Here is a 26111-nt window from a genome sequence, read left to right on the forward strand (position 1 = left end):
AAACCACGGTTGTCTCAGTCCTTGGGATTGTGAACAGAGTATGAGCGGCCCGACCGGGGCTCTGAGTGACCGACCACCGCCGGAGGTATACGTGACCGAAGTCCGCGAGCCGCACCACACCGTGGCCGTCGTCGGAGCGGGCGCGGCGGGCGCGCTGACCGCCGTCCAGCTCTGCGAGACGGCGACGCGCCGCCGGACACCGCTCGGCCTCGTGCTTCTCGATCCGGCCCCGGAGGCGGGCCGCGGCACCGCGTACGCCACCCGCGACCCGCGTCACCGCCTCAATGTGCCCGCGGGCGGCATGAGTTGCTACCCCGACGACCCCGGCCACTTCACCCGCTGGCTGTGCCGCCACGGCGAACCGTCGGTGACCTCGGCCGACTTCGCCACCCGCTACCGCTACGGCGCCTATCTCGCCGACACCCTCGCGCAGGCCATCGTCCGGGCGCAGGGCACGGTGACGGTACGCCGGCTGCGCACCCGCGCCGAGAGCTGTACCGGCACCCCCGAGGGCGGGCTGGAGCTCCGCCTCGCCGACGGGGGACACCTCACCGTGGACAGTGCGGTCCTGGCCACCGGCCCCGCCGCCCCCTCCGCGAGCTGGGCACCGCCCGCCCTGCGCGCCTCGGCCCGGTTCGTCGCCGCGCCCTGGGCGACGGGCGCCCTGGACGGACCGCTCTCCGACACCGCCGACGTCCTCCTCGTCGGCACCGGTCTGACGGCCGTCGACCTCTCCCTCACCCTCGACCGTCCCGGCCGCACGGTCCACGCCCTCTCCCGCAGCGGGCTGCTGCCGCAGCCGCACGCCCTCACCCCGGCCGGCCCGATGGGCGCACCCGAGGGCCTCGACGACACCTCGCTGGGCCGCCTGCGCAGGACCGTCTACCGTCACATCAGCCGCTCCGTGCGTACCCACGGCGACTGGCGTCCCGCCCTCGACAGTCTGCGCCCGCACACCGCCCGCCTCTGGGAGAGCCTCACCCCCGAGGACCGGGCCGAGTTCCTCGCCCGCGAGGGCGCCCTGTGGAACACCCACCGCCACCGCATGGCCCCCGCGACCGCCGAGTCCGTCACCCGGGCCCGTACGGCCCGGCGGCTCACCGTCCACACCGGCGCGGTGACGGAGGCGGTCGAGCACGACGGCTCACTCCTGGTCACCCTCTCCGACGGCCGTACCCTGCACGTCGGTTGGGTGATCGACTGCACCGGACCGGGACGACGGTTCGACGACCCGCTGTGGCGCTCCCTGTTCACGTCCGGGGCCGCGGTCCCGGGCCCGCTGGGGATGGGCGTGGCCACCCGCGAGGGGCGGCTGCTGGACTCGGAGGGCCGCGCCGAGCGCCCGCTGTTCACGCTGGGCGCCCCGCGCCGCGGCGAACTGTGGGAGACGACGGCAATCCCCGAGATCCGCGTCCAGGCGGCGGCCCTGGCGGGGCAGTTGCTCGCCCCGCTGACGGGCAGGTCGGGCAGGCCCCGCCCCTCCCGCCGTCCCGTCGACGGACAGGGGCTCGCCCTGTCCACCCACGCCGAGGCGGCCGCCGCCTACCGCAGTGGCCTCAACCGGGCCCTCAAGGTGCGTGCCGGCGCCGAGGACGCCTTCGCCCGGGCCGTGGCCCTCGACCCCGGGTTCGCCCTCGGCCATGCGGCCCTCGCCCTGCTGGGCCACGAGTGCGGCGCCGCCGTCGACGTACCGCAGGCACTCGCCGAGGCGCAGCGCTCCGCACGCGAACACGCCGACGAGCGGGAGCGCTCCTTCGTGGACGTGGTCACGCGGCGGGTGCACGGCGACGACGGCGACACGGCCCTCGTACGCCACCTCGACGCCTACCCCGGCGACGCGCTCGCGCTGGCCGTCGCCGTGCCCACCATCGCCTTCTCCGGCGTCACCGACCTCGACGACGACCACGCGCTGCGGCTGGTCGAGCGGACGTCTCCCGCCTACGACGGCCACTGGTTCCACACCTCGCTGCTCGCCTTCCTCCGGCAGGAGCAGGGGCGGCTGCACGAGGCCGGTGAGCTCGCCCACCGCGCTCTGGCTCTGGAGCCGGCCTCCGGACACGCCGTGCACGCCCTGGCCCACGTGCACTACGAGTCCGGCGTGCACGAGGCGGGCCGCGACTGGCTGGACGACTGGGTGTCCGGGCAGGGCCGGGGCGCCGTCCACCGGGCCCACTTCTCCTGGCACATCGCCCTGCACGAACTCGCCCTCGACGACCCGGCGGCGGTCCGCAGGCGCTGGTTCGCACAGCTTGCACCGGGCCGGGTGGTGACCGGGGTGCGGGCGCTCGTCGACTCGGGGTCGCTGCTGTGGCGGGCCCGGCTGAGCGACAGCTGGCGGGGCGAGCTGCCCGCGGGGGACGTCCTGGACACGGTCGCCCTGGACGTCCTGGAACGTCCGGCCACCGCCTTCACCGCGCTGCACGCGGCCGTGGCTCTCGCCGCCGCCGGGGATCTGGCCGCGCTGCAGCGGCTGCGGGACCACGCCGCCGGTGCCGACGAGGTGCAGCGGGAGGTGATCGTGCCGCTGTGCGAGGCGTTCGCCGCGGTGGTGGAGGAGCGGTTTCAGGACGCCGTGCGGGGGCTGGATGCGGTGTTGCCGATGCTGCGGCGCGTGGGCGGCAGTGCCGCTCAACGGGAGGTCGTCGAGGAGACGTTGCTGTATGCGCTGGTGTCGGCGGGGCGGTGTGACGCTGCGCGTCGGCTGTTGGATGCGCGGTTGGAGCGGAAGGAGGCGCCGCGGGATCGGCGTATGCGGGCCGGCCTGCCGGCCTGAGCCGGAGCGCCGCTGGAAGAGCCGGGATGTGTCGTTTGGCGTGTGCGGCGTCGTCGTGGCTGGTCGCGCCCACGCGGCGGAGCCGCATATTGATACAGTCCCCCGCCCCCAAAGGCCCGGGGGACTGGCCGCCAGTTCCTCAGCTGTGTGTCAACTCCCGCTGCCTGGGCGCCTCTTCGTGCAAGCCAAACCTGTCGTGCACCCGCCGCAGTTGCTTCGGCGCCCACCATGCCCAGCGCCCCAGCAGGGTCATCGTCGCCGGGACCAGCAGCATGCGTACGACCGTGGCGTCGACCAGGACCGCGAGGGTGAGGCCGAGGCCGATCTGGAGGATGGGGGAGAAGCCGCCCGTCATGAAGGCGCCGAAGACGACGGCGAGGAGCAGGGCGGCGCAGCTGACCACGCGGCCGGAGCGGCGCAGGCCGGTCACCACTGCCTCCTCGTCGTTGCCGGTCAGGTGCCGGGCCTCCCGCATCCGGGCCAGGATGAACAGCTCGTAGTCCATGGCCAGTCCGAAGGCGATCGCGACGATCAGCGGTGGGGCGGTCAGGCTCAGCGCGCCCAGGCCCTCGGCCCCCAGCGCGCCTGCCAGGTGGCCGTCCTGGAAGACCCACACCACCACGCCGAGCGCCGCGCCCAGGCTGAGCAGCGTGGTCAGGATCGTGCGCAGCGGGATCAGCACCGAGCCCGTGAACGCGAACAGCAGGACGAAGATGCCCGCCAGTACCGTCAGTGCGGCCCAGGGCGCGCGGTCGGAGAGCATCGCGCGGAAGTCGACCAGACGGGCGGCCTGTCCGGTGACCTGGACCGGTTCGGTGCCGCGCAGGTCCCGTACCTGCTTCACCAGGTCGGTGGCCTCCTTGCCGTCGACCCGGCCCGACGGCTGGAGCTGTACGACCGTCCCGCCGTCGGGCAGTTCGCGGGACTGTGCCGTCGGAGACAGGGCGTGGATCCGGTCCGCGGTCGCGGAGTCGGTGCCCGGCCTGAGGACGACGGTGACCGGCGAGACCCCCGTGCCCGCCGGGAAGTGCGCGTCGACCGTGTCGTACAACTGCCGTGCCTCGGTGCCGGCGGGCAGCTGGGTCGCGTCGCCGATCTCGATCCTCATGCCGGTGACGGGCAGCGCCAGGACGAGCAGGGCCGGGACCACCGTGGCCAGGACGGCGACGCGGCGGCGGGCCGAGAAGCGGGCCACACGGGCGAAGAAGCGGCCCTCCTCGCCCTCCGGCACGGCCTTCGCCGGGGCGATCTTCGCGCCGAACCTGGCCAGCAGCGCCGGCAGCAGCGTCAGCGCGGCCAGCATGTCGATGACGACCACGGCAGCCACCGCCAGGCCCATGCTGCGCAGGAACACACTGGGGAAGACGAGCAGACCGGTCAGGCTGACGGTCACCGTGAGCCCGGAGAACAGCACCGTCCGCCCGGCCGCGGCGACCGTCCGGTGCACCGCCTCCACGACGTCCTCGGTGGTCCGCCGCTCCTCGCGGAAGCGGACCAGCATCAACAGGGCGTAATCCACGGCGAGTCCGAGGCCCAGCATCGTCGTCACCTGGATCGCGTACACCGAGATGTCGGTGACCTGGCTGAACCCGAACAGCGCCAGGAAGGCGCCCGCGATCCCGCTCACCGCGATCACCAGCGGCAGCCCTGCCGCGCGCAGTCCGCCGAACACGACGAGCAACAGGGCGAGTACGACGGGAAGTGAGATCAACTCGGCATTCTTCACGTCCTGTTGGGCCCGCTCACCGAGTTGCTTGCCCAGCAACGGGCCGCCACTGACGTGCACTTGGGGCGCGTCGATCTGCTTGATGCGGTCGGCCGTCGCGTCCACCGCCTTCTTTTCGGCGCCGTCGGCGAGCCCGCCCTTGAAGGTGACGGGGACGATCAGGGCCTGCCGGTCGGCGGCGGTCAGACCGCGGGTCCGGTACGGGTCCGGCACCGCGGCGACACCGGCGATGTCTCGTACGTCCGCCACGGCCCGCTCGACCTGCTCGCGCAGCCCGGGGTCGGAGACGGCGGTCCCCGCGACGACGGCGGTGATCGACTCGCCCGTCGGGTCGGCGCGGTCCAGGTACTGGGCGGCGCGCTCCGACTCGGTGCCCGGCACCTCGGGCACGTTGTCGGAGAGCCGTCCGAAGACGCCCGTCCCCAGCCCGAAGCCGAGCAGCAGGAAGAGCATCCACAGCAGGATGACGGTCAGCGGGCGGCGGGTCGCCGCCCGGGCGAGTACGGAGAGCACGGTCCCTCCCGGCGGGTCGTCGGTTCTCATCGCCTTCAGGTTCGTGCTGACGGAGGGTGTGGCGGATCGCCGGAGGGAGTGGTTTCGGGGCCTCGGTCGTACGAGGGAGGCAGACGTCCGGCTCACCCCTGAGAGGGAGACGGCGGGAATCCTGCGCATGCGCACCGGGGTTGAGGGAGCAGCAGAACCGCGATCTTGGAGGAGCCCGTATGTCCGGTGAACCCGCCGTCCGCGAACTCCGTCTCGTCGTCACGGCGGCCGACTACGACGAGGCCCTGCGCTTCTACCGTGACGTCCTCGGCCTGCCCGAGCGCGCCGCCTTCTCGTCTCCCGACGGGAGAGTCACCATCCTCGAAGCGGGCCGCGCCACACTGGAGTTGGCCGACCCGAACCACGCCGCCTTCATCGACGACGTCGAGGTGGGCCACCGCGTGGCCGGGCACATCCGGGTCGCCTTCCAGGTCGACGACGCCGGCGTCGCCACGGCCCGACTGGCCGCCGCAGGGGCCGAGGTCCTCGCCGAGCCGACACGCACCCCGTGGAACTCCCTGAACTCCCGCCTCGAAGCTCCGGGAGCCCTCCAACTGACCCTCTTCGAGGAACTGGACGGCTAGGAGGCCCCCGGCGTCACCAGCCCCGTCTCATACGCGCAGATCACCGCCTGTACCCGGTCCCTGAGCCCCAGCTTGCTCAGCATGTTGCTGACATGGGTCTTGACGGTGTGCTCGCTCACGAAGAAGGCAGTGGCGATCTCGGCGTTGGACAGGCCGCGGGCCAGCAGCCGCAGCGTCTCCACCTCGCGGGCGGTCAGGGCGTCCAGCCGCTGCGGGACGGCCGGGTCGGCACTCTGCTCGCGGCGCCGCTGGACGATGTCCGCGACCAGTCGCCGTGTCACCGTCGGCGCGAGCAGCGAGTCGCCGGCCGCGACCACCCGTACGGCGTGCACCAGGTCGTCCCGGCGCACGTCCTTGAGGAGGAAGCCGCTGGCGCCCGCGTACAGCGCCTCGTACACGTACTCGTCCAGGTCGAACGTGGTCAGCATGACGACCTTGCAGCAGGACTGCGCACACACCCGCCGGGCCGCCTCCAGGCCGTCCATGACCGGCATCCGGATGTCCAGGAGCAGCACGTCCGGTGTGTGCCGCCGGACCGCCGCGACCGCCTGCTCGCCGTCGCCGGCCTCGGCGACCACCTCGATGTCCCGCTGCGCCTCCAGGATCATGCTGAAACCGCTGCGGACCAGTTCCTGATCATCGGCGACGACCACCCGGATGCTCACCCGAGGGCCGCCTGACGGTCGGCCGCGGCAGGCAGGCGTACGACGACCCGGAAGCCGCCGTCCGGTCCGCGCCCGGCCTCGGCGCTGCCCCCGCACGCGGCGGCCCGCTCCCGGATGCCGATCAGCCCGTGCCCGCCGCCGGGCGTCGCCGGGCCCCGTCCGTCGTCGGTCACCGTGAGGGTCAACAGGTGCTCCGTCCAGTCGAGTTCGACGGTCGCGCAGGCAGCGTACGCATGCTTCACCGTGTTGGTCAGGGCCTCCTGCACCACGCGGTAGACGGCGACCTCGGCGTCCGCGGGCAGGGGGTGCGGGTCGCCCGTGGTGTGCAACTCGACCCGCAGGCCCGCCGATTCCCCGACCTGGCGCAGCAGCCGGGGGAGCGCCCCCACACCCGGCTGGGGTGAAGTGCCGTTGTCCTGCTCCTCCTTGAGCACGCCGAGGATCCGCCGCAACTGCGCCATCGCGTCCCTCCCGGCCGCCGCGATCGCGTCGAAGGAGGCCTCCGCACGCTCCGGATCGCTGCGCACCACGACCGGTCCCGCTTCCGCCTGGACGACCATGAGGCTCACCGCGTGGGCGAGGATGTCGTGCATGTCCCGGGCGATCCGGGCGCGTTCCTGCGCGATGGCCCGTGCGGTGTCCGCGGCGCGCTCCCGCTCCATCCGCCGGGCCCGGTCCTCCAGTTCCGCGGTGTAGGCGCGCTGGACGCGGGCCAGCCACCCGAGCGAGTACGCGCAGGCGATGCAGAGCAGATGGAAGGCGTACTCGAAGGGCCGGACGTCCTCCTTGTGCTGCATGGTGACGGTGGCCCCGATCACCCAGCCGACCAGCATCAGGCGCCGCTGCCAGGGCAGGGCCCGGGCGGCCATGGTGTAGAGGACGACCAGTCCGCCCCACAGCACACCCGGCGGGGGCGCATGGTAGACGGCCATCGCGGGCGTGGCCGCCGACACCACCCATGCGGTCGCGAACGGCGCCCGCCGCCGCCACACCAGCGGCACGGCCGTCGCGGCACCCAGCAGCCAGCCCTGCCAGGTGAGCCGGTCGCCCCCCTCGTCGGGGAAGAGCCACTGCAGTGAGACGGCGAACAGGACGAGTGCGGCGAGCGCGGCGTCGACGGCGTACGGATTCGCCGTCCGCAGACGCGCGGCGGCCTGCGTGAACCAGGACTGCGGGGACATGGGCGGCTCCTCGGGGCAAGGGCCGTTCCAGTATCGCGAGGGTTCCTGGGCGGGGCCTCGCCGGTAAGAGGGATATCCGGGGGCGTCGGTCGTCTCCGAGCTTTGTCAGCGGAGCGCAGCGGTCCGCCTCCGTTTTGTCACCCTTTAACTATCAGTGCTTACCTACTCGTCCGTAACCTCGCGGCTCCTGGTCACCACGCAGAAGGGACGTTCTGAGGTGACGAAGAACCATTCGAAGAAGCCGCGCGACCGGAGAGCCGCACTCATCGGGGCCGGAGCCCTGCTCGGCGGGCTGCTGGCCGTTCCGGCCGTGACCGCGACGGCCGGGACGAACGGGGCTTGTTCCGATCCCGACGCCGCCATCTACCGGCCACCGGTGAGCGCGAGCGCCGCGCCGGGCGAGATCATCGCCTGCCGTACGGTCGACTCCCTGCCCATGGTGGGAGGGGGCACCCCGTTCCATGCCTGGAAGGTGCAGTACGGCTCCACCGACGGCCACGGCAGGAAGGACGCCGTGGCCGGCACGGTGATCGTGCCCCGCGAGGCCTGGCAGGGCCCGGGCGAGCGGCCGCTGGTCGCGTTCGTGCCCGGCACCCTCGGCATCGGACCGCAGTGCGCCTTCTCCAAGCAGCTCGCCGGCGCGTACCAGGACGCCTACGAGGGGCCGAACATCGCGGCGCTGCTCAAGGCCGGGTTCGCCGTCGCGGCGACCGACGGCGCCGGATACCTGGACGGCCAGGTCCATCCCTACGTCTCCGGCGCCGACGCCGGACACGCGGTCCTCGACGTCGTGCGCGCCGCCTCCCGGCTGCCCGGCAGCGGGGTGAGCCCCGACGCCCAGGTCGGGATCTGGGGCTACTCGGAGGGCGGTTCGGGCAGTCTGTGGGCCGCGCAGCTCGCCAAGTCGTACGCCCCCGAGGTGAAGGTGGCCGGTGTGGCGTCCGGCGGGGCCCCCGGCGACCTGAGGCAGGTCGGGAACTCGCTCGACGGCGGGGCGTTCGCCGGGTTCCTGGTGGACGCGGTGATCGGCCTGTCGGTCACCCACCCGGACATGCCGTTCGACGGACTGCTCAACGACACGGGCCGTCAGGCGGTCAAGGACGCCGAGTCGCTCTGCGCGGTCGGCACCGTCGCACGCTTCACCGGCGTCCACATCGAGAACTACACCAAGGACAAGCTCACCCTCGACCAGCTCTACGCCCTGCGCGGCCCCGACGGCACGACCTGGGGCGAGATCGCCGACACCAACAGACTCGGCGTCGGCGTGGGCCCGTCGGGATCCGGGGCCCGCTACGAGATGGGTTTCCCGGTCCTGCAGTACCGCGGCCTCCTCGACGAGGTGATCCCCGCTCAGACCGGCCAGGCCACCCGCCGCGCCTACTGCGACGCAGGGATAGCCACGCAGTGGACCTCGTACGCCGGCGACCATCTCCTCGGCGACCCGCAGGCCATCGGCGACTCGGTCGACTGGCTCACCGACCGGTTCGCGGGCAAACCGATGCCCGGCAACTGCTGAACGGTCTCTACGGCTGCTTCACAGGCCGCCACCCCAGGGCCCGCGAAATGCCGCGTGCCGCAAGCCGCACCGCAGGCGCCAGCACCGGTACCTGCGCATCGGCTTGCGGCACCACCACCGACACGGCGGCGACCACCGCCCCGCCCGGCCCGCGCACCGGGGCGGCCACCGACAGGGCGTCGTCGGTGACCTGACGGCTGCTCACCGCGACCCCTGTGCGCCGCACCTCGGCCAGCACCCGGCGCAGCTGGACCGGCTCGGTGATGGTGTACGGCGTGAACGAGGCGAGCGGCCCCGCGCAGTACTCCTCCTGCGCCTGCGAACCGCAGTGCGCCAGCAGCGCAAGCCCCACCCCGGTGGCGTGCAGCGGCCAGCGCGCCCCCACCCGTATGTGCACCCCGACGGCGCTGCGACCGGAGATCCACTCGATGTAGACGACCTCCCCGCCGTCCCGCACCGCCAACTGCACGTTCTCGTGCGTCGCCTCGTACAGGTCCTCCAGGTACGGCAGCGCGATCTGCCGCAGCGCGAGCCCGCGCGGGGCGAGCGCCGCCACCTCCCACAGCCTGAGCCCCACGTGGTAGACGCCGGATGCGTCCCGCTCCAGGGCACCCCAGTCGGTGAGGGCACCCACCAGGCGGTGCGCGGTGGTGAGGGTCAGCCCGGCCCGCCGGCTGATATCCGTGAGGGACAGCGCCGGGTGCTCGTGGTCGAACGCGGCGAGCACGGCGAGCAGCCGGTCGGGGGCGGAGCGGGCGGTCATGGCGTCAGCCGAGCCCGTCCCCCGCGATCCGCAGCAGCAGCGCGTGCAGCGTCTCGCGTTCGGCCGGCTCGAGCGGTTCGAAGAGCTCGTTCGTCGCCCGCAGCCCCGCCTCGTCGGTGTCGCGCAGGAAGGCGCGGCCGTCCTCGGTGAGGACGACGATGCGGCTGCGGCGGTCGTCGGGGGAGGGGCGGCGCTCGGCGAAGCCCAGCTTCTCCAGGTCGTCGACGAGGCCCACGATCGCGCTCGGGTCGTAGCCGAGGCGGGTGCTGAGTTCCCGCTGCAGGGCGCCGTCGGTGGTGGCGAGGAAGCGCAGGACCGCGTAGTGCCGCAGGCGCAGCCCCGACTCCTGCAGGAAGGCGTTGAACAGCTGTCCGGAGCGCAGGCCCAGGCGGTAGAGCAGGTAGCCGGTGTCCGCGTGCAGCCCACGCATCCACGGCTCGTCCACGTCGATGGGCTTCGGGGTGGCGTGCTGGCGTGTGATGGCGGGCTCCCTGTGCTCGATGCGTCCTGGTGATTCCAGCATGACGTGCCCATAGGTCGGCAACAACTATTGACGCCAACAATTATTGCTCTTAGCTTCGATCTCGAAGCCGCACCCCATGCGAAAGGGATCCACTCGTGCCCAGCATCGATCTCACCGGCAAGGTCGCCGTCGTCACCGGCAGCGGCCGGGGCCTCGGCCTCGCCTACGCGCACGCCCTGGCCGCCCACGGCGCGTCCGTGGTCGTCAACGACGTCGACGAGGCGGTGGCCGAGGCGGCCGTGAAGTCCATCGCCGAGGCGGGCGGCACCGCCGTCGCCGAGGTGGTCCCGGTCGGCACGAGCGAGGCCGCCGACCGGCTGGTGAATCGCGCGGTCGAGGAGTTCGGGCGGCTGGACATCCTGGTCACCAATGCCGGCATCCTGCGCGACAAGGTGCTGTGGAAGATGTCCGACGACGACTTCGACGCGGTGATCACCACCCATCTCAAGGGCACCTTCACCTGCGCCCGCGCCGCCGCGATCCGGATGCGCGAGCAGGGCGAGGGCGGCACCCTGATCCTGGTCGGCTCCCCGGCGGGCCAGCGCGGCAACTTCGGGCAGACCAACTACTCCGCCGCCAAGGCCGGCATCGCGGCCTTCGCCCGCACCTGGTCGATGGAGCTGGGCCGCGCGAACATCACCGTCAACGCGATCGTGCCGGTCGCCGCGACCGCCATGACCGAGACCATCCCGGCCTTCGCCCCGTACATCGAGGCCATGAAGAACGGCGAGCCGCTCCCGGACTTCCTGCGCAAGGGCGAGGGCTTCGGCACCCCCGAGGACTGTGCGGCCCTCGTCCCGTTCCTCGCCTCCGAGGCCGCGCGCGGAATCACCGGTCAGGCCATCGGCATCGGCGGCGACAAGGTGGCACTCTGGTCCCACCCGCAGGAGATCAAGGCGGCGTACGCCGACGGCGGCTGGACCCCGGACAGCCTGGCCGACGCCTTCCCCACCTCGGTCGGCGCGGAACTGCAGAGCGTCGGCGTCCCCGCCCCGAAGTTCCCGGAGGCCTGAGCCATGACGAGCATCGACGTCGAGGAACTCGTCGCGATCGACGTCCACACCCACGCGGAGGTCTCCTCCAAGGGCCACTCCTCCCTGGACGAGGACCTGCACGACGCGTCCTCCGCCTACTTCAAGGTCGAGGGCAAGCGGAAGCCGACCCTTCAGGAGACCGCGGCCTACTATCGCGAGCGCAAGATGGCCGCCGTGATCTTCACGGTCGACGCCGAGTCCGCCACCGGCACCGCGCCCGTCCCGAACGAGGAGGTCGCCGAGGCCGCGGCCGCCAACGCCGACGTCCTGATCCCCTTCGCCTCCATCGACCCCTTCCGCGGCAGGGCGGGCGTGAAGCAGGCCCGCCGGCTGGTGGAGGAGTACGGGGTGAAGGGCTTCAAGTTCCACCCCAGCATCCAGGGCTTCTTCCCCAACGACCGCTCGGTGGCGTACGACCTGTACGAGGTGATCGAGGAGACGGGCGCCATCGCCCTCTTCCACACCGGCCAGACGGGCATCGGCGCCGGAGTCCCCGGCGGTGGCGGAATCCGCCTCAAGTACTCCAACCCCCTGCACGTGGACGACGTGGCCGCCGACTTCCCGCACCTCAAGATCATCCTGGCGCATCCGTCCTTCCCCTGGCAGGACGAGGCCCTCGCCGTCGCCACGCACAAGCCGGGCGTGCACATCGACCTGTCCGGCTGGTCGCCGAAGTACTTCCCGCCGCAGCTCGTGCAGTACGCGAACACGCTGCTCAAGGACAAGGTCCTCTTCGGCTCCGACTTCCCCGTCCTGACCCCCGACCGCTGGCTCGCCGACTTCGAGAAGCTGTCGATCAAGGACGAGGTGAAGCCGAAGATCCTCAAGGAGAACGCCGCCCGCCTGCTCGGGCTGACGAAGCCGTAAGGGGCCGTAGATGCGCAACGAGGGACTCGGGTCATGGCCCGCACGCCGGGCCCGCAAGACCCCGCACCGTGCCGCCCTGGTCCACGGCGGCACCACGCTCACCTACGGCGAGCTGTACAGCCGCACCACCCGCCTCGCCCACGCCCTGCGCGCCCGGGGTGTCAGGCGCGGCGACCGGATCGCGTACCTCGGGCCCAACCACCCCTCCTTCCTGGAGACCCTGTTCGCGGCCGGGCTGCTCGGCGCGATCTTCGTCCCGCAGAACACCCGCCTGGCCGGCCCCGAGATCGGCTACCAGCTCGCCGACTCCGGTGCGAAGGTCCTCGTCTACGGCCCCTCGCACGCCGGACTCGTCGCCGGACTGCCGGGCAGCACGGACGTGCGCGTGTTCCTCGAAGTCGGCCCGGAATACGAGGAGTTGCTCTCCGCGTCCCCGGACGAACCGATCGACGAGCCCGTCGCCGCCGACGACACCTGTCTGATCCTCTACACCTCGGGCACCACCGGCCGCCCCAAGGGCGCGATGCTCTCGCACGCCAACGTCACCTGGAACGCGGTCAACTTCCTCATCGACAAGGACCTCCAGGCCGACGAGCGGGCGCTGGTGTCGGCGCCGCTGTTCCACATCGCCGGCCTGACCGTGCTCACCCTGCCGGTCATACTCAAGGGCGGCACCTGCGTCCTCGTCGAGGCCTTCGATCCGGCCGCCACCCTCGACCTGGTCGAACAGCACCGGATCACCTACATGTTCGGGGTGCCGGCGATGTTCGAGCAGATCGCCCGCCAGCCGCGCTGGCCGGACGCCGACCTGTCGTCGCTGCGGATGCTCAGCTGCGGCGGCGCCCCGGTGCCGACCCCGCTGATCGAGACGTACCAGGCGCGCGGGCTGACGTTCCTGCAGGGCTACGGCATGACCGAGGCGCTCGGCATCTGCTTCCTCGACGGCCCGCAGTCGGTCAGCAAGACCGGCTCGGCGGGCGTGCCGCACTTCTTCGCCGACGTCCGGGTGGTGCGGCCCGACCTCAGCCCGGTCGAGCCGGGGGAGAACGGCGAGGTCGTGGTCCGCAGCCCGGCCGTGATGTCCGGCTACTGGGGGCTGCCGGAGGAGACGGCGGCGGCCTTCGCGGACGGCTGGTTCCGCACCGGGGACGCGGCGCGCGTCGACGAGGACGGCTACGTCTACATCGTCGACCGCATCAAGGACATGATCATCTCCGGGGGTGAGAACATCTACCCCGCCGAGATCGAGGACCGCCTCCTCGCCCACCCCGACATCGTCGAGTGCGCCGTCATCGGCGTGCCGGACGAGAAGTGGGGCGAGGTGCCGCGCGCGGTCGTCGTGCCCCGCGAGGGCGCCACGATCGACCCCGACGAGATCCTCGCCTCCCTCGCCGGACAGCTCGCCAAGTACAAGATCCCGAAGTCGGTGGTCCTCGCGGACGAACTCCCGCGCACCGCCTCCGGAAAGCTCCTCAAGTCCCGCGTGCGCAAGCGCTACGGCACCCACTCCTGAACTCCTGAACTTTCCACGTAAGGACAGCTACATGAGCGTCACCGTCAACGGCATCGACGAACTGAAGAAGCTCGCGGGCAGCGACCTGGGCACCAGCGAATGGATCGAGGTCACCCAGGAGCGCATCAACACCTTCGCCGACGCCACCGGCGACCACCAGTGGATCCACGTGGACCCCGAGCGCGCCGCCGAGGGCCCCTTCGGCGCCCCGATCGCCCACGGCTACCTCACCCTCTCCCTGTTCATCCCCCTGTTCACCGAGCTCCTGGACGTCCAGGGCGTCACCACGAAGGTCAACTACGGCCTGAACAAGGTCCGTTTCCCCTCCCCGGTGAAGGTCGGCTCCCGCATCCGCCTGGTCGGAAGGCTCGCGGAGGTCGAGGAGGTGCCGGGCGGTGTGCAGATCACCGTGGACGGCACGATCGAGATCGAGGGCGGCACGAAGCCGGCGGCCGTACTGCAGAGCCTGTCGCGGTTCTACGCCTGATCGGGGCGTACCGGCATCAGGTCGAGAAGGCGCTCCGCGGCCTCCCGTGCGAGCGGTGTGAGCCGCTCGTGCACCGCCCGGAACGTCTTCTCGGCCCGTTCCGCCGGCCAGTCGTCCGGCAGGTGCTTGACCGGGAGGCGCGGGTCGCGGCGGATCACCTGCAGCCACTCGGCCTGCAGCCGCAGCCGCAGCGCGAGAGCGTCGTCGGCGTCCGGCAGCCGGCGCTCCCAGGCCTCCCAGCGGCTCACGAACTCCTCGTAGCGCGCGGCCAGTTCGGACAGCTCCCAGGTCTCCTCGATCATCGCGCCGATGTCCATGCCGGCGTCGGCGTGCGCACGGAACACCTTCACATGGGCGGCGAGCCCGAGCTCGGACACCAGCTCCGCCACGTCGACCTCGCCCGGCGCGATCCACAGACCGCTGAACAGCGGCCCGAAACCGCTCCAGGTGAGCTTGGAGCGCAGATCGTGCCGCTGTCGCTGCCAGGACTCCGGCAGCGAGAACCCGAGCAGGGTCCAGGTGCCGTCCCAGTGCCGGTTGACCGCACCGGTCTGCCAGATCCGGTGCTCACCGTCGCGCAGCACCGCCGCCGAGTGCTCGGTCAGCCCGAAGTACATCTTGCGGCCCTCGCGCTGGCGCCGCAGGAGGCCTCGCTTGACCATCCGGGTCAGCGTCGAGCGGGTCGCCTGCTCACCGACCCCGGCACGCGCGAAGACATCGATCACGCTGCCCGAGTACACACAGACGTCCCGCCCCAGCACCTGGTCCCCCAGAAACGTCAGCAGGAGGGACTGCGGCCGCAACGACTCTTCACCGGTCATGCGGCCACGGTACGACGCGAAGGATCACTTCGACGCGTCAGCCACCTACCACGTCGACGAAGACGGGGTTCGAGTAGAACCACGTGTCCGCCCACGGGTCACCGTTCCCGGGCTCATGCGGAATCGGCCCGGCAGGGTCGACCGAGGCACCCAGATACCCCACCCCGTGACGGTTCCCGTCACTCCCGCGCAGCCGGACGTAGAAGGACTCGTCCCCGGCGGTCAGTGGGATGCGCAGGGTGTACGTCCCCGTCCGGCCGGACACGTCCTTCGTCTGGACGACCCTGGTGTCCGGCGCCTTCCAGCTGTCCCGGTCGCTCACCGGTCCGCGCACCGCGCCCCGGATCACGTCCACGTGCGCCAACTGGGGCAGGATGCCCTGCGGATTGGCCCGGGAGGCGGTGGTGACGGTGACGTACAGGGTGATCCTCTCGCCCTTGCGGACGCGCAGCCGCCCGCCGAGCGTGACACCCCGGCCCGCGTCGCAGTCCCGCTTCACCCTGACGTCGAGGCCGTCGAGCAGATGTCCGTGGTCGAGCCAGACACGGCCCGCGCGCAGGCCCGCCATCACCGCGCGGTAGCCGTAGCGGGTCACGCCGACGTGGGTGCGGCTGAACTCGCCGGGCCAGAAGTCGCTGCCGGGCTGCGGGGTGTCGGTGTTCACCGGGTCGGGCAGCCTGCCGGTGTTGTCGAAGTTCTGCCCGGCCGGCCAGTCGCCGTTCTTCCAGGTGTCGAAGACCGTGCGGTGGTTGTCGGAGTTGGTGGTGATCGTGAAGAGGCGGCCCTCGGCGAGCATCGAGTCCCACAGACCGCCGACGGTCGCCGTCGCCCAGTCGAAGCCGCCGTACGTCAGATACGCGTCCGCCGGGTAGCCCGCCCAGGACTGCGCCGACGGCTTGTTCTCGTACTCGCCGCGGATCGAGGTGGCACCGCGCCAGCCGGGGATGGCCGCGCCCTGGGCGCCGGGTGCGCCCTCCATACCGATCATGATCTCGGGGGCCGCGTCCCGCCAGCCCCGCATCTCGTGCGGGGAGTCGATGCCGAGGCGCAGGGGGTGGTTGGCGAGGACGAGGACGTCGTCCACGTAGCCCGAACTGCGCTGCTCGGCCAGCCATTTGACGGCCTTGACGGCGTGGGCCTCGTTGCGGGCGGTGTCGGCGCCGGTCGCGGAGCCGTCGGTGTAGCCGAGGAGCTTGCCGTCGTAGGCGAGCTCGAACTGCGTGAGCAGATCGACCTCGTTGGGGCCGGGCGCGGCGAACACGGTGCAGTGCTCGGCGGCCGGGATGTACCACTCCAGGCCCTGGAAGATCAGCTGACGCGGGTTCTCGGCGCGGGCCTTGAGGATCTCCTGGTGCTCCAGCGCGGCGCCGTGGTGGGCGTGCCCGAAGTTGGAGTGCTCGTTGAACACCATCCAGTCCAGGCCATACTTGGCGGCCGCCTGCGCCTGCTGGGAGAACGTGTACTTGGCGTCGTGGCTGTAGACGGAGTGGACGTGGTGGTCGCCGACGAGGTACGCGAGGCGCGGGTCGTCGCCCCCGAAGGCGGGCTGCCGGGAGGAGGCGAAGGCCGGGGTGGCCGCCGACCCGAGGGTGAAGGCGGCGCCGAACATGCCTGCGCGGCGCAGGAGCCCGCGGCGGGAGACGCCCTGGGCGTCGAGGTGGGCGGGGGAGACGGACGGGTCGGCCCAGGCGGGCAGCTGCTGCTCGGTCATGGTGGGTCCCTGTCGCGGGTCAGTGGTTCATGAAGGAGGTGACGGGCAGCGCCCGCGAGACGATCCGCACGTCGCCGAGGCGGCCGTGCAGGATCTGGTCGATCTTGCCCGCGTACTCGTAGCCGCCGAGCAGCCACGGCAGTCCGACGGAGGTGATGCCGATCGCGGGGGCCTTCGGGTTGCGGACGACCGGGCAGCCCTCGACGTAGAGCGTCGTGTGCTTGCCGTCGTTGACCACCGCGAGGTGCCACCAGGTCTCCAGCGGGGTCTCCTGGCCCCAGTTGGTGGCGATGCCCTGCTGGTTGAGCGGGCGCATCGCCCACTGCGGCTCGCGGTCGTTGGACAGCGAGAGGGTGGCCAGCGGCTCGTCGGGGTCGTCGGCGGTCTTGCCCGCCGCGCCGCCGGTGCCGGTGCGGCTGACGATCCCGGACCAGGCGTTGTGGTCCGGGTCCCAGTCGGCGGGCAGCCGGTAGAACGCCTCGATGGTGTAACCGTCCTTGAACGTCGCCGAGTTGAGCGGGGCGCCGTCGACCGTCTTCAGATACGCGCCCTTCAGCGGCGACTTGTAGCCCTGGAACTCCAGGCTGCCGTGGCCGGGCTGGTCGGGGTGGTGGTCGGAGGACCAGTTCAGGGCGCCGCCGCCCACGGTGACGAGGGTGAGGTCGTTGCCGCGCCCGGACAGGTCACGGACGGTGCCGCCGACCGCCGTACCGTCGTCGTGTCCGTCGAATCGCCAATAGGCGACCGTGCCGGGGATGACGACCTTGGACGCCGGGCGGGCCGGACGTGCCGGGGCCGGGGCGAATCCGGCGAAACGTTTCTCGAAGTCGATCTCCACCGAGAAGCGGTCCGCGTCACCGCTCAGCTCGATCTCCTGCCGCTCCAGCTCGTTGAGGTCCTTGCGAGCCCGGCCGAGGATCCACGGGGAGACGGTCTCCACGTCGATGACGTTCCGGTCCAGGTCGAAGCGGTAGAGGCGGATCATCGCCGCGCCGCCGAAGTAGCGGTTCTGGTAGTTGGTGAGGTGCAGATGGACGTCGTTGCCGGCCGCGTTCTTGCGGGTCGCGCGGCCCGCGGGCCAGTAGTGGCCGTTCAGGGTGAGGAAGATCTGGTCGTGCTCCTCGACCAGCTGGTCCCACAGCTGCTGCCCGTACGTCGACAACTGGTCGTCCTGGACGACGAGTTCATGCGTGGTGAGGATGACCGGCGCCTTGGGGTGCCGGGCGAGCACGTCCTTCGCCCAGGCGTACCCCTTCGCCGACAGCCGCCAGTCCAGCGCGAGCACCAGCCACTCGCGCCCGGCAGCCCTGAACAGGTGATAGGTGTTGTAGCCGTCGTCGGACGCGCCGCCGAACGTCTTCCTGCCCTTGAAGCGCTGCGGCCCGAACGTGTCCAGGTACGGCGTCGAGCCGCGCTGGTCGTCCGTCGAGGACCTCACGTCGTGGTTGCCGGCCAGCACGCTGTAACCGACACCCTTGCGGTCCAGCAGCCCGAACGCCTCGCCGATCGCGGCGAATTCGTCCTCGGCGCCGTTCTGCGTGAGGTCGCCCAGGTGGGACAGGAAGACGATGTTCTCGTCCTTGCCGTGCTCCAGCAGATAGCGCAGGGAGGCCTCGACCGGCGCCTTGTCGATGCTGGGCCCGTCGAAGAGGTATTGCGTGTCGGGCATGACGGCGAGCGTGAAGCGACGGCTGTGGACGTCGGGCCGCCAGCTGCTCGCGCTCGCCGGTGCCGCCTCGGCGACGGCCGGCAGCGCGACCCCGGCACCGGCGGCGGCGCCGAGCAGCGCGGTGGCTCTGAGGAAACTGCGTCGGGCGGCACCGGCCTGTGCGGCCTCGCCCTGGTTGTGGTCATGCGAAGTGCACACGTGTGCTCCGTGAAAGGTGACGTGAGGAACGGGGAAGGGCGGCGGTCAGAGAACGCGCAGGGTCCAGCTCCAGCGGTGGACCCCCGGCGGGATCAGATACGAGGCGGAGGTGTCGGGGCCGCACGACGCCGTGCCGAGCCCCCGGTGCGCCGCGTCGAGGTGCACCACACACCCGGAGCGCGGCACCAGCTCGTCGTGGTGCGAGGCGGCGGTCAGGTCCTCGGCGCGATGGCGGGTGACGGAGACCTGGCGCGGTTCGTCCAGCACGACCGCGAGGCCGGTCGCGTCCGCCGCGGACAGCGTGAAGTGCCGTACACCGTGCCGTCCGCCGCTCTCCTGCGGGCGCAGATAGGGGGTGAACAGCGCGTCCACGGGCACGGAGTGGTGGCCGACGGGCGCGCCGACGCTCCGGTCGGGATACGACTCCCACGGGCCCTGCCCGAACCACTCCAGCAGGTCGAGGCCGTCCGCCGTCTCGAAGACCGAGCCGACCCGCGCCACATCGTGGAACTCGTCGGGCAGCTCGGCCTCCTCGTCGATGCGGATGCCGCCCTCGACCGGTGTGAACACCTGCCGGTGCCGTACGACGCCGACCGTGCCCGCGTACTCGGCGTCCACGGTGACCCGGCCGCCGTCCTGCCGTACCGACACGACCTTGCGGACGAGCGAGTCGAGCCCCCAGGTCCGCCAGCGCAGGGCGATGCCGCCGAGTTCGTCGTTGTCGGTGGGCGCCCGCCACAGGGAGAGCGTGGGGGCGGCCGTCAGCAGCGGATGGACCAGGAGACCCTCGTCGTCGACCTCGACGGTGCCGGCCACGGGGACCTCCCAGGACACGGACGGCCCGCGCAGTTGCACCTGGGGCGCGCACACATCCGTGCCGCGCGGCGCCCACGGCTGGTCCTCCGCGGTCGTCACCCGCAGCGTGAGCCAGGCCTCGCCGCCGTCGCGCGGGAGGTCGAAGGGCAGCGGCACTGCGGCCGTCTCGCCGGGCCGCAGGGCGGGCAGTTCGGCGGGCGCGGTCAGCGTGCGGCCGTCGGCGAGGGACAGTTCCCACCGGCCGGACAGCCAGTCCAGGCCCCGGAAGTGCTGGTGGTTGCCGAGCACGATGCCCTCGTGCTTGAAGCATTCGATGCGCACCGGCGCCGCGATCTCCCGGTGCTCGTACAGGACCGGCTTCGGGGCGCGGTCCGGGAAGACGACTCCGTCGGCGATGAACGCTCCGTCGTGGATCGTCTCGCCGAAGTCGCCGCCGTAGGCCCAGCGGTGGCCGGGCGCGGCGACACCGTTGTCATACAGCCCGGCGCCCCCACGCCCGACCGGTCTTCCGTCGTTCACACGCTGGAGAATGCCGTGGTCCCAGAACTCCCAGATGAACCCGCCCTGAAGACCTGGCGTTGACTCGATGGCCGCCCAATGGTCCGCTAGGGTGCCGTTGCTGTTGCCCATCGCATGCGAGTACTCGCACTGGATGAGCGGCCGGGTCTGCCGGCCGGACAGGGCATGGGCGACGCAGTCCTCCAGCGGCGCGTACATGGGGCAGGCGATGTCGGAGGCGTCGTCCGTCGCCGCCCAGTCGAGCTTCGCGGCACCCTCGTACTGGATCGGCCGCGTCGGATCGTGCCGCCGCACCCACCCGGCCGCCGCGTCGTGGTTGGCGCCGTAGTCGGACTCGTTGCCCAGCGACCAGATGATGATCGACGGGTGGTTCTTGTCCCGCAGGACCATCCGCGAGACCCGGTCCACGAAGGCTCCCAGGTAGCGCGGGTCGTCGGCGATCTCGTGGGCGTGGTCGTGGGACTCGATGTCCGCCTCGTCGACGACGTAGAAGCCGAGTTCGTCGGCGAGGTCGTAGAGCGTCGGGTCGTTCGGGTAGTGGGAGGTGCGGATCGCGTTGAAACCGAACCGCTTCAGCAGCACGAGGTCCGCGCGCATGTCGTCGTACGACACCGTGCGGCCGGTCAGCGGATGGAAGTCGTGCCGGTTGACGCCCCGGATGAACACCCGCTCGCCGTTGACGAGCAGGTCCCGTCCGACGATCTCGACGTCGCGGAAGCCGATGCGGTGCCGCGAGGTGTCGGCGACGGTTCCGTCGGCGCGGTGCAGGCGGACGGTGAGGTCGTACAGCTCGGGAGTCTCGGCGTTCCAGGTGCGCACCTCGGGGACGGAGGTCTGGATGCGGGCCTCGCCGAGGAAGTCGGAGACGCGGTCGTCCTCGGCGTTGACGCGGTCGAACTCCCGGTCCTGCGTGAGGAGTTGTCCGTCCAGTTCGCCGCTGACGTACCACCCGTCGGGCAGCGCTCCGCGCGTGTCCCGCACCCGGCAGTCGACGCGCAGCTCGCCGCCGTACGACGCCCGCACCGTCACGTCGGCCAGGTGCAGGGGATCGGTCGCGTACAGCAGCACCGAGCGTGTGATGCCGCCGTGCCACCACTGGTCCTGGTCCTCGATGTGCGAGGCGTCCGACCACTTCACGACGGTGAGCCGTACGGCTGACGGCCGGCCGGGACGCACCACGTCCGTGAGGTCGAACTCGGCGGCCAGATGGGAGTCCTTGGAGATCCCCACGGGGCGCCCGTCGACATGCACCAGCAGCACGCTCTCGGCGGCCCCGACCTGGAGCACGATCCGGCGCCCGGCCCAGTCGGCGGGGACGTCCACCTCGCGTTCGTACACGCCCGTCGGACTGGCGTCCGGTGAGCCGGGCGGGAACTCGGGGAACGGCATGCGGACGTTGGTGTACTGCGGCAGGTCGCCGGCACCGGCGGGCTGCATGGTCCAGACGCCGGGGACGTACGACGAGGACCAGTCACCGCCGACCGGCACGTGCGGAGCGGGAAGCAACTGGAAACGCCAGTCGCCGTCCAGGGAGAGGGCTCCGGAGCGCCGGTCGACGGCGTTCATGGGGAGGCGGCCCCAGGAGGTCACCTCGGGTGCCTGCCAGGGGCGGAGGGCGATCAGGGGATCCGCGGGGAGTGCGTCGGTCATGACCTGTCCGAAGTCGGTGCGATGGGCCGGGGGAGGACGCGGCCCTGCAGGCCCCAGGCGGGGTCGACGGGGATGCCGAGCCGGTCCAGGACGGTGGGGGCGATGTCGATGAGGCGGGGTGCGTCGAGCTGGGCGCCGGGGGGCCGGGGGTTGTCGGGTCGGTTGTCGGCGGGCTGGGCGCTGTTGGGGCGGGTGCTGTCGGGTCGCGCGCTGTGGGGTCGCGTGCCGTCGGGTCGCGCGCTGTTGGGGTGCGTGCCGTCGGGTCCGCGGTCGGCGGGCTGGGTGCTGTGGGGTCGGTTGTCGGCGGGTTGGGCGCTGTGGGGTCGCGTGCTGTTGGGTCGCGTGCTGTTGGGGTGCGTGCCGTCGGGTTGCATGCCGGTGGGTCCGCGGTCGGTCGGCTGGGCGCTGTGGGGTCGGTTGTCGGCGGGCGGGGTGCCGAGGGGCCCGGGGTCGGTGGGTCCGCGGTCGGCGGGTTCGGCGCCGAAGGGCCGGGTGTCGTCGGGGCGGTCGCCGGTGGGCCTTGTGCCGTCCAGCCCGCCGGGCTCCGCCAGGATGACGAAGACCTCCCGTTCGGCGTGCGTGTCCCCGCCGTGGCCGCCGCTGTCGAGGTGGCCGTGGTCCGTGGTGACCAGCACGGTCCAGCGTTCGTGGGCGCGGCGCGGGTCGCTGCGCCGGGCGTCGATCGCCTGCAGCAGCCGCCCCAGGTGGGCGTCCTGGGCGAGGAGGGCCCGGTCGTAGGCGGGGGAGAGGGGGCCGGTGTCGTGGCCGGCCTCGTCGGTGGCGCCGAAGTACACGAACACGACGTCCGGGTCGTGCCTGGTGAGCCAGCGCAGGGCGGTGCGGGCGACGCGGCGGTCCGCGGTCCGGTAGCCGCGGAACTCGCCGTTGAAGCGCCGGCGACGGTCGATGGCGGGGCCCAGGACGCCGCGGCGGACCAGTTGCGGCCAGGACACCGCGGCCGCGGTGCGCAGACCGGCTGTGGCGGCGCGGGTCAGGAAGTCGGGGTAGCGGGCGTAGTCGGCGCCGCCGAAGTCGTTGCCCCGCACGCCGTGCCGGTCGGGCCACACCCCGGTGAGGATGCTCGACCAGCCTGGCCCGGAGTCGGTGTAGGCCATGCTGGTCGACGGGCCGTTCTCCGCATGGCCGTCGGCCTCGCCGTAGGGCAGCAGGCTGGTGCCGACGGCGCCCGCCGCCATCAGGCCGTGCAGGACGGGGGCCGCGGACGGCGACCGGGTCAGCCGGTCGAACCGCAACCCGTCCATGCCCACCACGAGCACCTTGCCGCGCCCCGGCCGCGCACCGCCGACGTCGTGGCTCACCGCCCACCCCTCTCTCGCGACTTCGCCTCAGCTGCCCTGCACGGCCCCTTCTGTGGCCCCCGCGATGAACCCGCGGGCGAAGATGCTGAACACGATGACCAGTGGCAGCGCCGCCATCAGTACACCGGCCATGACCATGCTGTAGTCGGTGGTGTGGCCGACGTTGAGCTGGGCGAGCTCCACCTGGAGCGTCACATGGCCGGGGTTCGTGAGCACGACCAGCGGCCAGACGTAGTCGTTCCAGCAGTTGACGAAGGCGTAGATGGCGAGGAACGACAGCGCGGGCCTGATCATCGGCAGCGCGATGTTCCAGTACTGGCGGAAGAACCCGGCGCCGTCGATGCGCGCGGCGTCGAGGAGTTCGTCGGGCACGCCGTTCTGGATGTACTGGTGCAGCCAGAAGATGCCGAAGGCGTTGGCGAGGGACGGCAGGGCCAGCGCCTTGAGCATGCCCACCCAGCCGATCTTCGACATGAGGATGAACTGCGGCAGGATCGCCAGCTGCAGCGGCAGCATCATGAACAGCAGCAGCGTGCCGAAGAGCAGCTTGCGCCCGGGGAAGTCGAACTTGGCGAAGGTGAAGGCCGCCAGGGAGTCGATGAACAGCACCAGGACGGTGGTGACCGTCGCGACCATCACCGTGTTGAGCATCGACCCGAAGAAATCGATGGTGTTCAGCACATGCCGGATGTTCTCCAGCAGATGGGAGCCGAAGGTGAACTTCGGCGGGCTCTTGTAGATGTCCTGGGTGGTGTTGGTCGCCATGACGATCGTCCACGCGAAGGGGAAGACCGAGACCAGGACGGCCACGACGAGGATGATGTGCGCCGTCAGGCCCCTGGGGCGGCGCCGCCGCCTGCCGCCCGTGGCCGGCCGCGCGGTGTCCACTGCCGTCATGCCTTCCTCCCTCGTGTGGTGATGCGCCAGTTGACGGCGACGAGGATGATGATCAGTACGAAGAAGGCCCACACGATGGCCGCGCCGTAGCCGTAGTCGTTGTTGAGGAAGGCCGACTGGTAGAAGTAGAGCAAGGTGGTCAGACCCGCCTGGCCCGGACCGCCGAGGTTCGCGTTGGCGGCGTTGCTGCCGAACAGGACCTGGGGTTCGCTGAAGCTCTGCAGACCGTTGATGGTCGAGATGATGACGGTGAACAGGATGATCGGCCGCATGATCGGGATCGTGATCTGGAAGAACGTGCGGATGGGGCCCGCACCGTCCATCTTCGCCGCCTCGTAGATCGAGTTCGGGATCGCCTGCAGACCGGCCAGATAGATGATCATGTTGTAGCCGGTCCACTGCCAGGTCATCAGCAGCGCGATGACCAGCTTGATCAGCCACGGGTTGCTCAGCCAGGGAACCGGCGAGATTCCCACCATGCCCAGGATCGCGTTGACCAGGCCGAAGTTGTTGCTGAACACCGCGCCGAAGAAGATCGCCACGGCGACGATCGAGGTGACGTTCGGGACGTACAGCGCGATGCGGTAGAAGCCCTTGAAGCGGCGCACCGAGTGCAGCAGCGTGGCCAGCATCAGGGCGCCGAAGAGGGTGGGCACGGTGGACAGCACCCAGATCACCAGGGTGTTGCGGATCGACAGCCAGAACACCGGGTCGTCCCACAGGAACCTGAACTGCTGCAGGCCCACGAACTGCATGGTGCCCATGCCGTCCCAGCGCTGGAAGGCCAGGTACAGCGAGTAGAAGACGGGGAAGAAGGAGAACGCGGCGAAGATCAGGTAGAACGGCGAGATCGCCAGGTACTGCCGCCAGTACGACAGCGGCCCGCGCCGCCTGGGCCGAGCGGAGCCCGCGGGCGGGGTGCGCCGCGGGCGGAACCGGGCCGGGACCGGCCCGCCGAGGCGCTGCGGCACCTCGGCGGAGCCGGTGACCGGAGGGGACGACACCTCAGCTCACCCCCTGCCGGCGGGCGATCTGCTTGGCCTGGCTGACCGCGTCCTTCCAGGCGTCGTCGGGCTTCTTGCCCTTGGCCTCGATGTTGGTCAGTTCCGTCTTGTAGGGGGCCATGACAGCCGCGTCGGCCGGGGCCTCGTACGCGAGCGGCACCGCCTTGGCGGCCGGACCGAAGACCTCGATGATCTTCTGCCCGCCGAAGAAGGCGTCGGGACCGGTCATGGCCGGCATGGAGTACGCGGCCGGTGCGGCGGGGAATATGGCGGCGTCGGTGAAGCCGCGGGCGTCGTTGGCGGGGCTCAGGATCCAGCTGATGATCTTGAAGGCCTCTTCGGGGTTGCGGCACTGCCTGGGCAGCGCCAGGTAGGAGCCGCCCTGGTTGGCCGGTCCGACGGGCATCGGGCACACCCGCCACTTGCCCTTGGTCTGCGGGGCGGCCTGCTCGATGTCCAGCGCGTGCCAGGCCGCGCCGAGCTCGGTGAGGAGGGTCTTGCCGACGGCGGCGTTCCAGGTGTTGTCGTTGATCTTGGCGTCGAGGCCCAGGGTGTAGGGGCGCACCGACGTGGTCCATGCGGCGCGGATGTGGTCCTGGTCGCCGATGAAGTGGTTGTTCTTGTCGATGAACCGCTCGGTGCCCTGGCCGACGGTCATGTCGAACATGGAGCCGATGTTGTTGACCAGGTAGGTGCCGGGGTTCTTCTTCTGCAGCTCGGTGCCGAGCTGGAAGTAGTCCTCCCAGGTCTTGACCAGGGCGGCGACCTTGGCGGGGTCGGTTTCCACGCCGGCCTTGGCGAACAGGTCCTCGCGGTAGAACAGCGCGGTCGGGCCGATGTCGATCGGGAAGCCGATCTGCTTGCCGTCCTTGGTCTGGGCGAGCTTGGTCTTCCAGTCCAGGTACTGGGACGAGACCTTCTTGAAGCCGAGGTCGTTCAGGTCGAGGAAGCGGGAGGCGTTGGGCAGGAAGGACGCCATGTCCTCGCCCTTGATGCCGGTGATGTCCGGCACGGAGGTGCCCGCCGCGATGGTGGTGGTGAGCTTCTGCTTGAAGTCGCCGCCGATGGAGGCGGAGGTCAGCTTGACCGAGCTGCTGAAGTGGGTCTTCGCCTCCGCGACCACCTTGTCGCTGAGTGCGCCGCCCCAGTACCACAAGGTGAGGTCCTTGCCGTTCTTGGTGCCGCCCGAGCCCGAGCTGCCGCCGCATGCGACGGTCAGGCCGGAGGCGGCCGCGGTGAGCGCGGCGGCCTGGAGGAAGCCTCTACGAGAAAGGTCCACGGGTCACTCCTGTTGTTCCTGTTCGACTGGAGAGGGGGTTCGAGGGGGTGCTG

At 71.3% G+C, this 26111-nt stretch carries 20 protein-coding genes; 7 read left to right on the plus strand and 13 right to left on the minus strand.

Annotation, left to right across the window (positions count from 1 at the left end; genetic code table 11):
- The first annotated feature begins 91 nt into the window (after positions 1–91).
- Positions 92–2773, plus strand: a complete 2682-nt coding sequence (locus ABD355_RS12100; RefSeq protein ID WP_344400211.1) for an FAD/NAD(P)-binding protein — start codon at positions 92–94, stop codon at positions 2771–2773.
- Between the two features lie 139 nt (positions 2774–2912).
- Here ABD355_RS12100 and ABD355_RS12105 read toward each other — a convergent pair whose 3' ends face one another.
- Positions 2913–5012 (minus strand): MMPL family transporter, encoded by a 2100-nt coding sequence (locus ABD355_RS12105; RefSeq protein ID WP_344401184.1) that lies wholly within the window; start codon positions 5010–5012, stop codon positions 2913–2915.
- Positions 5013–5221: 209 nt separating this feature from the next.
- Between ABD355_RS12105 and ABD355_RS12110 the strand changes: the two genes are divergently transcribed.
- Complete coding sequence (locus ABD355_RS12110) at positions 5222–5626, plus strand: VOC family protein (RefSeq protein WP_344400212.1); 405 nt, start codon at positions 5222–5224, stop codon at positions 5624–5626.
- Here the strand turns inward: ABD355_RS12110 and ABD355_RS12115 are convergent.
- Both ABD355_RS12115 and ABD355_RS12120 read right to left on the minus strand, forming a co-directional pair.
- Positions 5623–6291: a response regulator gene (locus ABD355_RS12115; protein WP_344400213.1), complete on the minus strand. Its 669-nt coding sequence runs from the start codon at positions 6289–6291 to the stop codon at positions 5623–5625. The two genes, ABD355_RS12110 and ABD355_RS12115, sit on opposite strands and share 4 nt — an antisense overlap.
- Entirely contained in the window at positions 6288–7472 is a 1185-nt protein-coding gene (locus ABD355_RS12120) for a sensor histidine kinase (protein ID WP_344400214.1), read from the minus strand. The genes ABD355_RS12115 and ABD355_RS12120 overlap by 4 nt, the downstream gene beginning before the upstream one ends.
- Positions 7473–7689: 217 nt before the next feature.
- Between ABD355_RS12120 and ABD355_RS12125 the strand changes: the two genes are divergently transcribed.
- Positions 7690–8988 carry a lipase family protein gene (locus ABD355_RS12125; RefSeq protein WP_344400215.1) on the plus strand — a complete coding sequence of 433 codons (1299 nt, stop codon included), beginning with the start codon at positions 7690–7692 and terminating at the stop codon, positions 8986–8988.
- A 7-nt stretch (positions 8989–8995) separates the two neighbouring features.
- Here the strand turns inward: ABD355_RS12125 and ABD355_RS12130 are convergent, their stop codons facing one another.
- Both ABD355_RS12130 and ABD355_RS12135 read right to left on the minus strand, forming a co-directional pair.
- Positions 8996–9751 (minus strand): IclR family transcriptional regulator, encoded by a 756-nt coding sequence (locus ABD355_RS12130; RefSeq protein WP_344400216.1) that lies wholly within the window; start codon positions 9749–9751, stop codon positions 8996–8998.
- A gap of 4 nt (positions 9752–9755) precedes the next feature.
- Complete coding sequence (locus tag ABD355_RS12135) at positions 9756–10181, minus strand: MarR family winged helix-turn-helix transcriptional regulator (RefSeq protein ID WP_344401185.1); 426 nt, start codon at positions 10179–10181, stop codon at positions 9756–9758.
- A gap of 188 nt (positions 10182–10369) precedes the next feature.
- Between ABD355_RS12135 and ABD355_RS12140 the strand changes: the two genes are divergently transcribed.
- From ABD355_RS12140 to ABD355_RS12155, 4 genes are read left to right on the plus strand one after another with little or no spacing between them, the layout of a single operon-like run.
- Entirely contained in the window at positions 10370–11287 is a 918-nt protein-coding gene (locus ABD355_RS12140; protein ID WP_344400217.1) for an SDR family NAD(P)-dependent oxidoreductase, read from the plus strand.
- A 12-nt stretch (positions 11288–11299) separates the two neighbouring features.
- On the plus strand, positions 11300–12175 hold the full coding sequence (locus ABD355_RS12145; RefSeq protein ID WP_344401186.1) for an amidohydrolase family protein: 876 nt from the start codon (positions 11300–11302) through the stop codon (positions 12173–12175).
- 10 nt (positions 12176–12185) lie between these two features.
- Positions 12186–13688, plus strand: coding sequence for an acyl-CoA synthetase (locus ABD355_RS12150; RefSeq protein ID WP_344400218.1), 1503 nt, complete (start codon positions 12186–12188; stop codon positions 13686–13688).
- Positions 13689–13719: 31 nt separating this feature from the next.
- A complete protein-coding gene (locus ABD355_RS12155; protein WP_344400219.1) occupies positions 13720–14175 on the plus strand; it encodes a MaoC family dehydratase in 456 nt (151 codons plus the stop codon).
- Here ABD355_RS12155 and ABD355_RS12160 read toward each other — a convergent pair.
- The 8 genes from ABD355_RS12160 to ABD355_RS12195 are packed head-to-tail and all read right to left on the minus strand — an operon-like array spanning position 14166 to position 26058.
- Positions 14166–14996 (minus strand): PaaX family transcriptional regulator, encoded by an 831-nt coding sequence (locus ABD355_RS12160; RefSeq protein WP_344400220.1) that lies wholly within the window; start codon positions 14994–14996, stop codon positions 14166–14168. The genes ABD355_RS12155 and ABD355_RS12160 overlap by 10 nt on opposite strands.
- A 37-nt stretch (positions 14997–15033) precedes the next feature.
- A complete protein-coding gene (locus tag ABD355_RS12165; RefSeq protein ID WP_344400221.1) occupies positions 15034–16707 on the minus strand; it encodes a histidinol-phosphatase in 1674 nt (557 codons plus the stop codon).
- A gap of 19 nt (positions 16708–16726) precedes the next feature.
- Positions 16727–18574, minus strand: coding sequence for a LamG-like jellyroll fold domain-containing protein (locus ABD355_RS12170; RefSeq protein WP_344400222.1), 1848 nt, complete (start codon positions 18572–18574; stop codon positions 16727–16729).
- A 45-nt stretch (positions 18575–18619) separates the two neighbouring features.
- Positions 18620–21559, minus strand: a complete 2940-nt coding sequence (locus tag ABD355_RS12175; RefSeq protein ID WP_344400223.1) for a glycoside hydrolase family 2 TIM barrel-domain containing protein — start codon at positions 21557–21559, stop codon at positions 18620–18622.
- Positions 21556–22878, minus strand: a complete 1323-nt coding sequence (locus ABD355_RS12180; RefSeq protein WP_344400224.1) for an alkaline phosphatase family protein — start codon at positions 22876–22878, stop codon at positions 21556–21558. The genes ABD355_RS12175 and ABD355_RS12180 overlap by 4 nt, the downstream gene beginning before the upstream one ends.
- A 27-nt stretch (positions 22879–22905) precedes the next feature.
- The gene (locus ABD355_RS12185) at positions 22906–23775 is read right to left on the minus strand and encodes a carbohydrate ABC transporter permease (RefSeq protein ID WP_344400225.1); all 870 of its coding nucleotides are present in this window, start codon (positions 23773–23775) and stop codon (positions 22906–22908) included.
- Entirely contained in the window at positions 23772–24746 is a 975-nt protein-coding gene (locus ABD355_RS12190) for a carbohydrate ABC transporter permease (protein ID WP_344401187.1), read from the minus strand. Before ABD355_RS12190 ends, ABD355_RS12185 begins: the two co-directional genes overlap by 4 nt.
- 34 nt (positions 24747–24780) lie before the next feature.
- A complete protein-coding gene (locus ABD355_RS12195) occupies positions 24781–26058 on the minus strand; it encodes an extracellular solute-binding protein (RefSeq protein ID WP_344400226.1) in 1278 nt (425 codons plus the stop codon).
- Positions 26059–26111: the final 53 nt, after the last annotated feature.

It is taken from the genome of Streptomyces longisporus (genome assembly GCF_039532765.1).
In the GTDB taxonomy this organism is placed as follows: domain Bacteria; phylum Actinomycetota; class Actinomycetes; order Streptomycetales; family Streptomycetaceae; genus Streptomyces; species Streptomyces longisporus.

Excerpts from the sequence above, each read along its gene's own strand:
- ABD355_RS12120 (WP_344400214.1), bottom strand. The coding sequence starts at position 7,472 with ATGTCCCCGCAGTCCTGGTTCACGCAGGCCGCCGCGCGTCTGCGGACG.
- ABD355_RS12110 (WP_344400212.1), top strand. The coding sequence starts at position 5,222 with ATGTCCGGTGAACCCGCCGTCCGCGAACTCCGTCTCGTCGTCACGGCG.
- ABD355_RS12155 (WP_344400219.1), top strand. The coding sequence starts at position 13,720 with ATGAGCGTCACCGTCAACGGCATCGACGAACTGAAGAAGCTCGCGGGC.
- ABD355_RS12160 (WP_344400220.1), bottom strand. The coding sequence starts at position 14,996 with ATGACCGGTGAAGAGTCGTTGCGGCCGCAGTCCCTCCTGCTGACGTTT.
- ABD355_RS12130 (WP_344400216.1), bottom strand. The coding sequence starts at position 9,751 with ATGACCGCCCGCTCCGCCCCCGACCGGCTGCTCGCCGTGCTCGCCGCG.
- ABD355_RS12150 (WP_344400218.1), top strand. The coding sequence starts at position 12,186 with ATGCGCAACGAGGGACTCGGGTCATGGCCCGCACGCCGGGCCCGCAAG.
- ABD355_RS12175 (WP_344400223.1), bottom strand. The coding sequence starts at position 21,559 with ATGACCGACGCACTCCCCGCGGATCCCCTGATCGCCCTCCGCCCCTGG.
- ABD355_RS12185 (WP_344400225.1), bottom strand. The coding sequence starts at position 23,775 with ATGACGGCAGTGGACACCGCGCGGCCGGCCACGGGCGGCAGGCGGCGG.
- ABD355_RS12135 (WP_344401185.1), bottom strand. The coding sequence starts at position 10,181 with ATGCGTGGGCTGCACGCGGACACCGGCTACCTGCTCTACCGCCTGGGC.
- ABD355_RS12165 (WP_344400221.1), bottom strand. The coding sequence starts at position 16,707 with ATGACCGAGCAGCAGCTGCCCGCCTGGGCCGACCCGTCCGTCTCCCCC.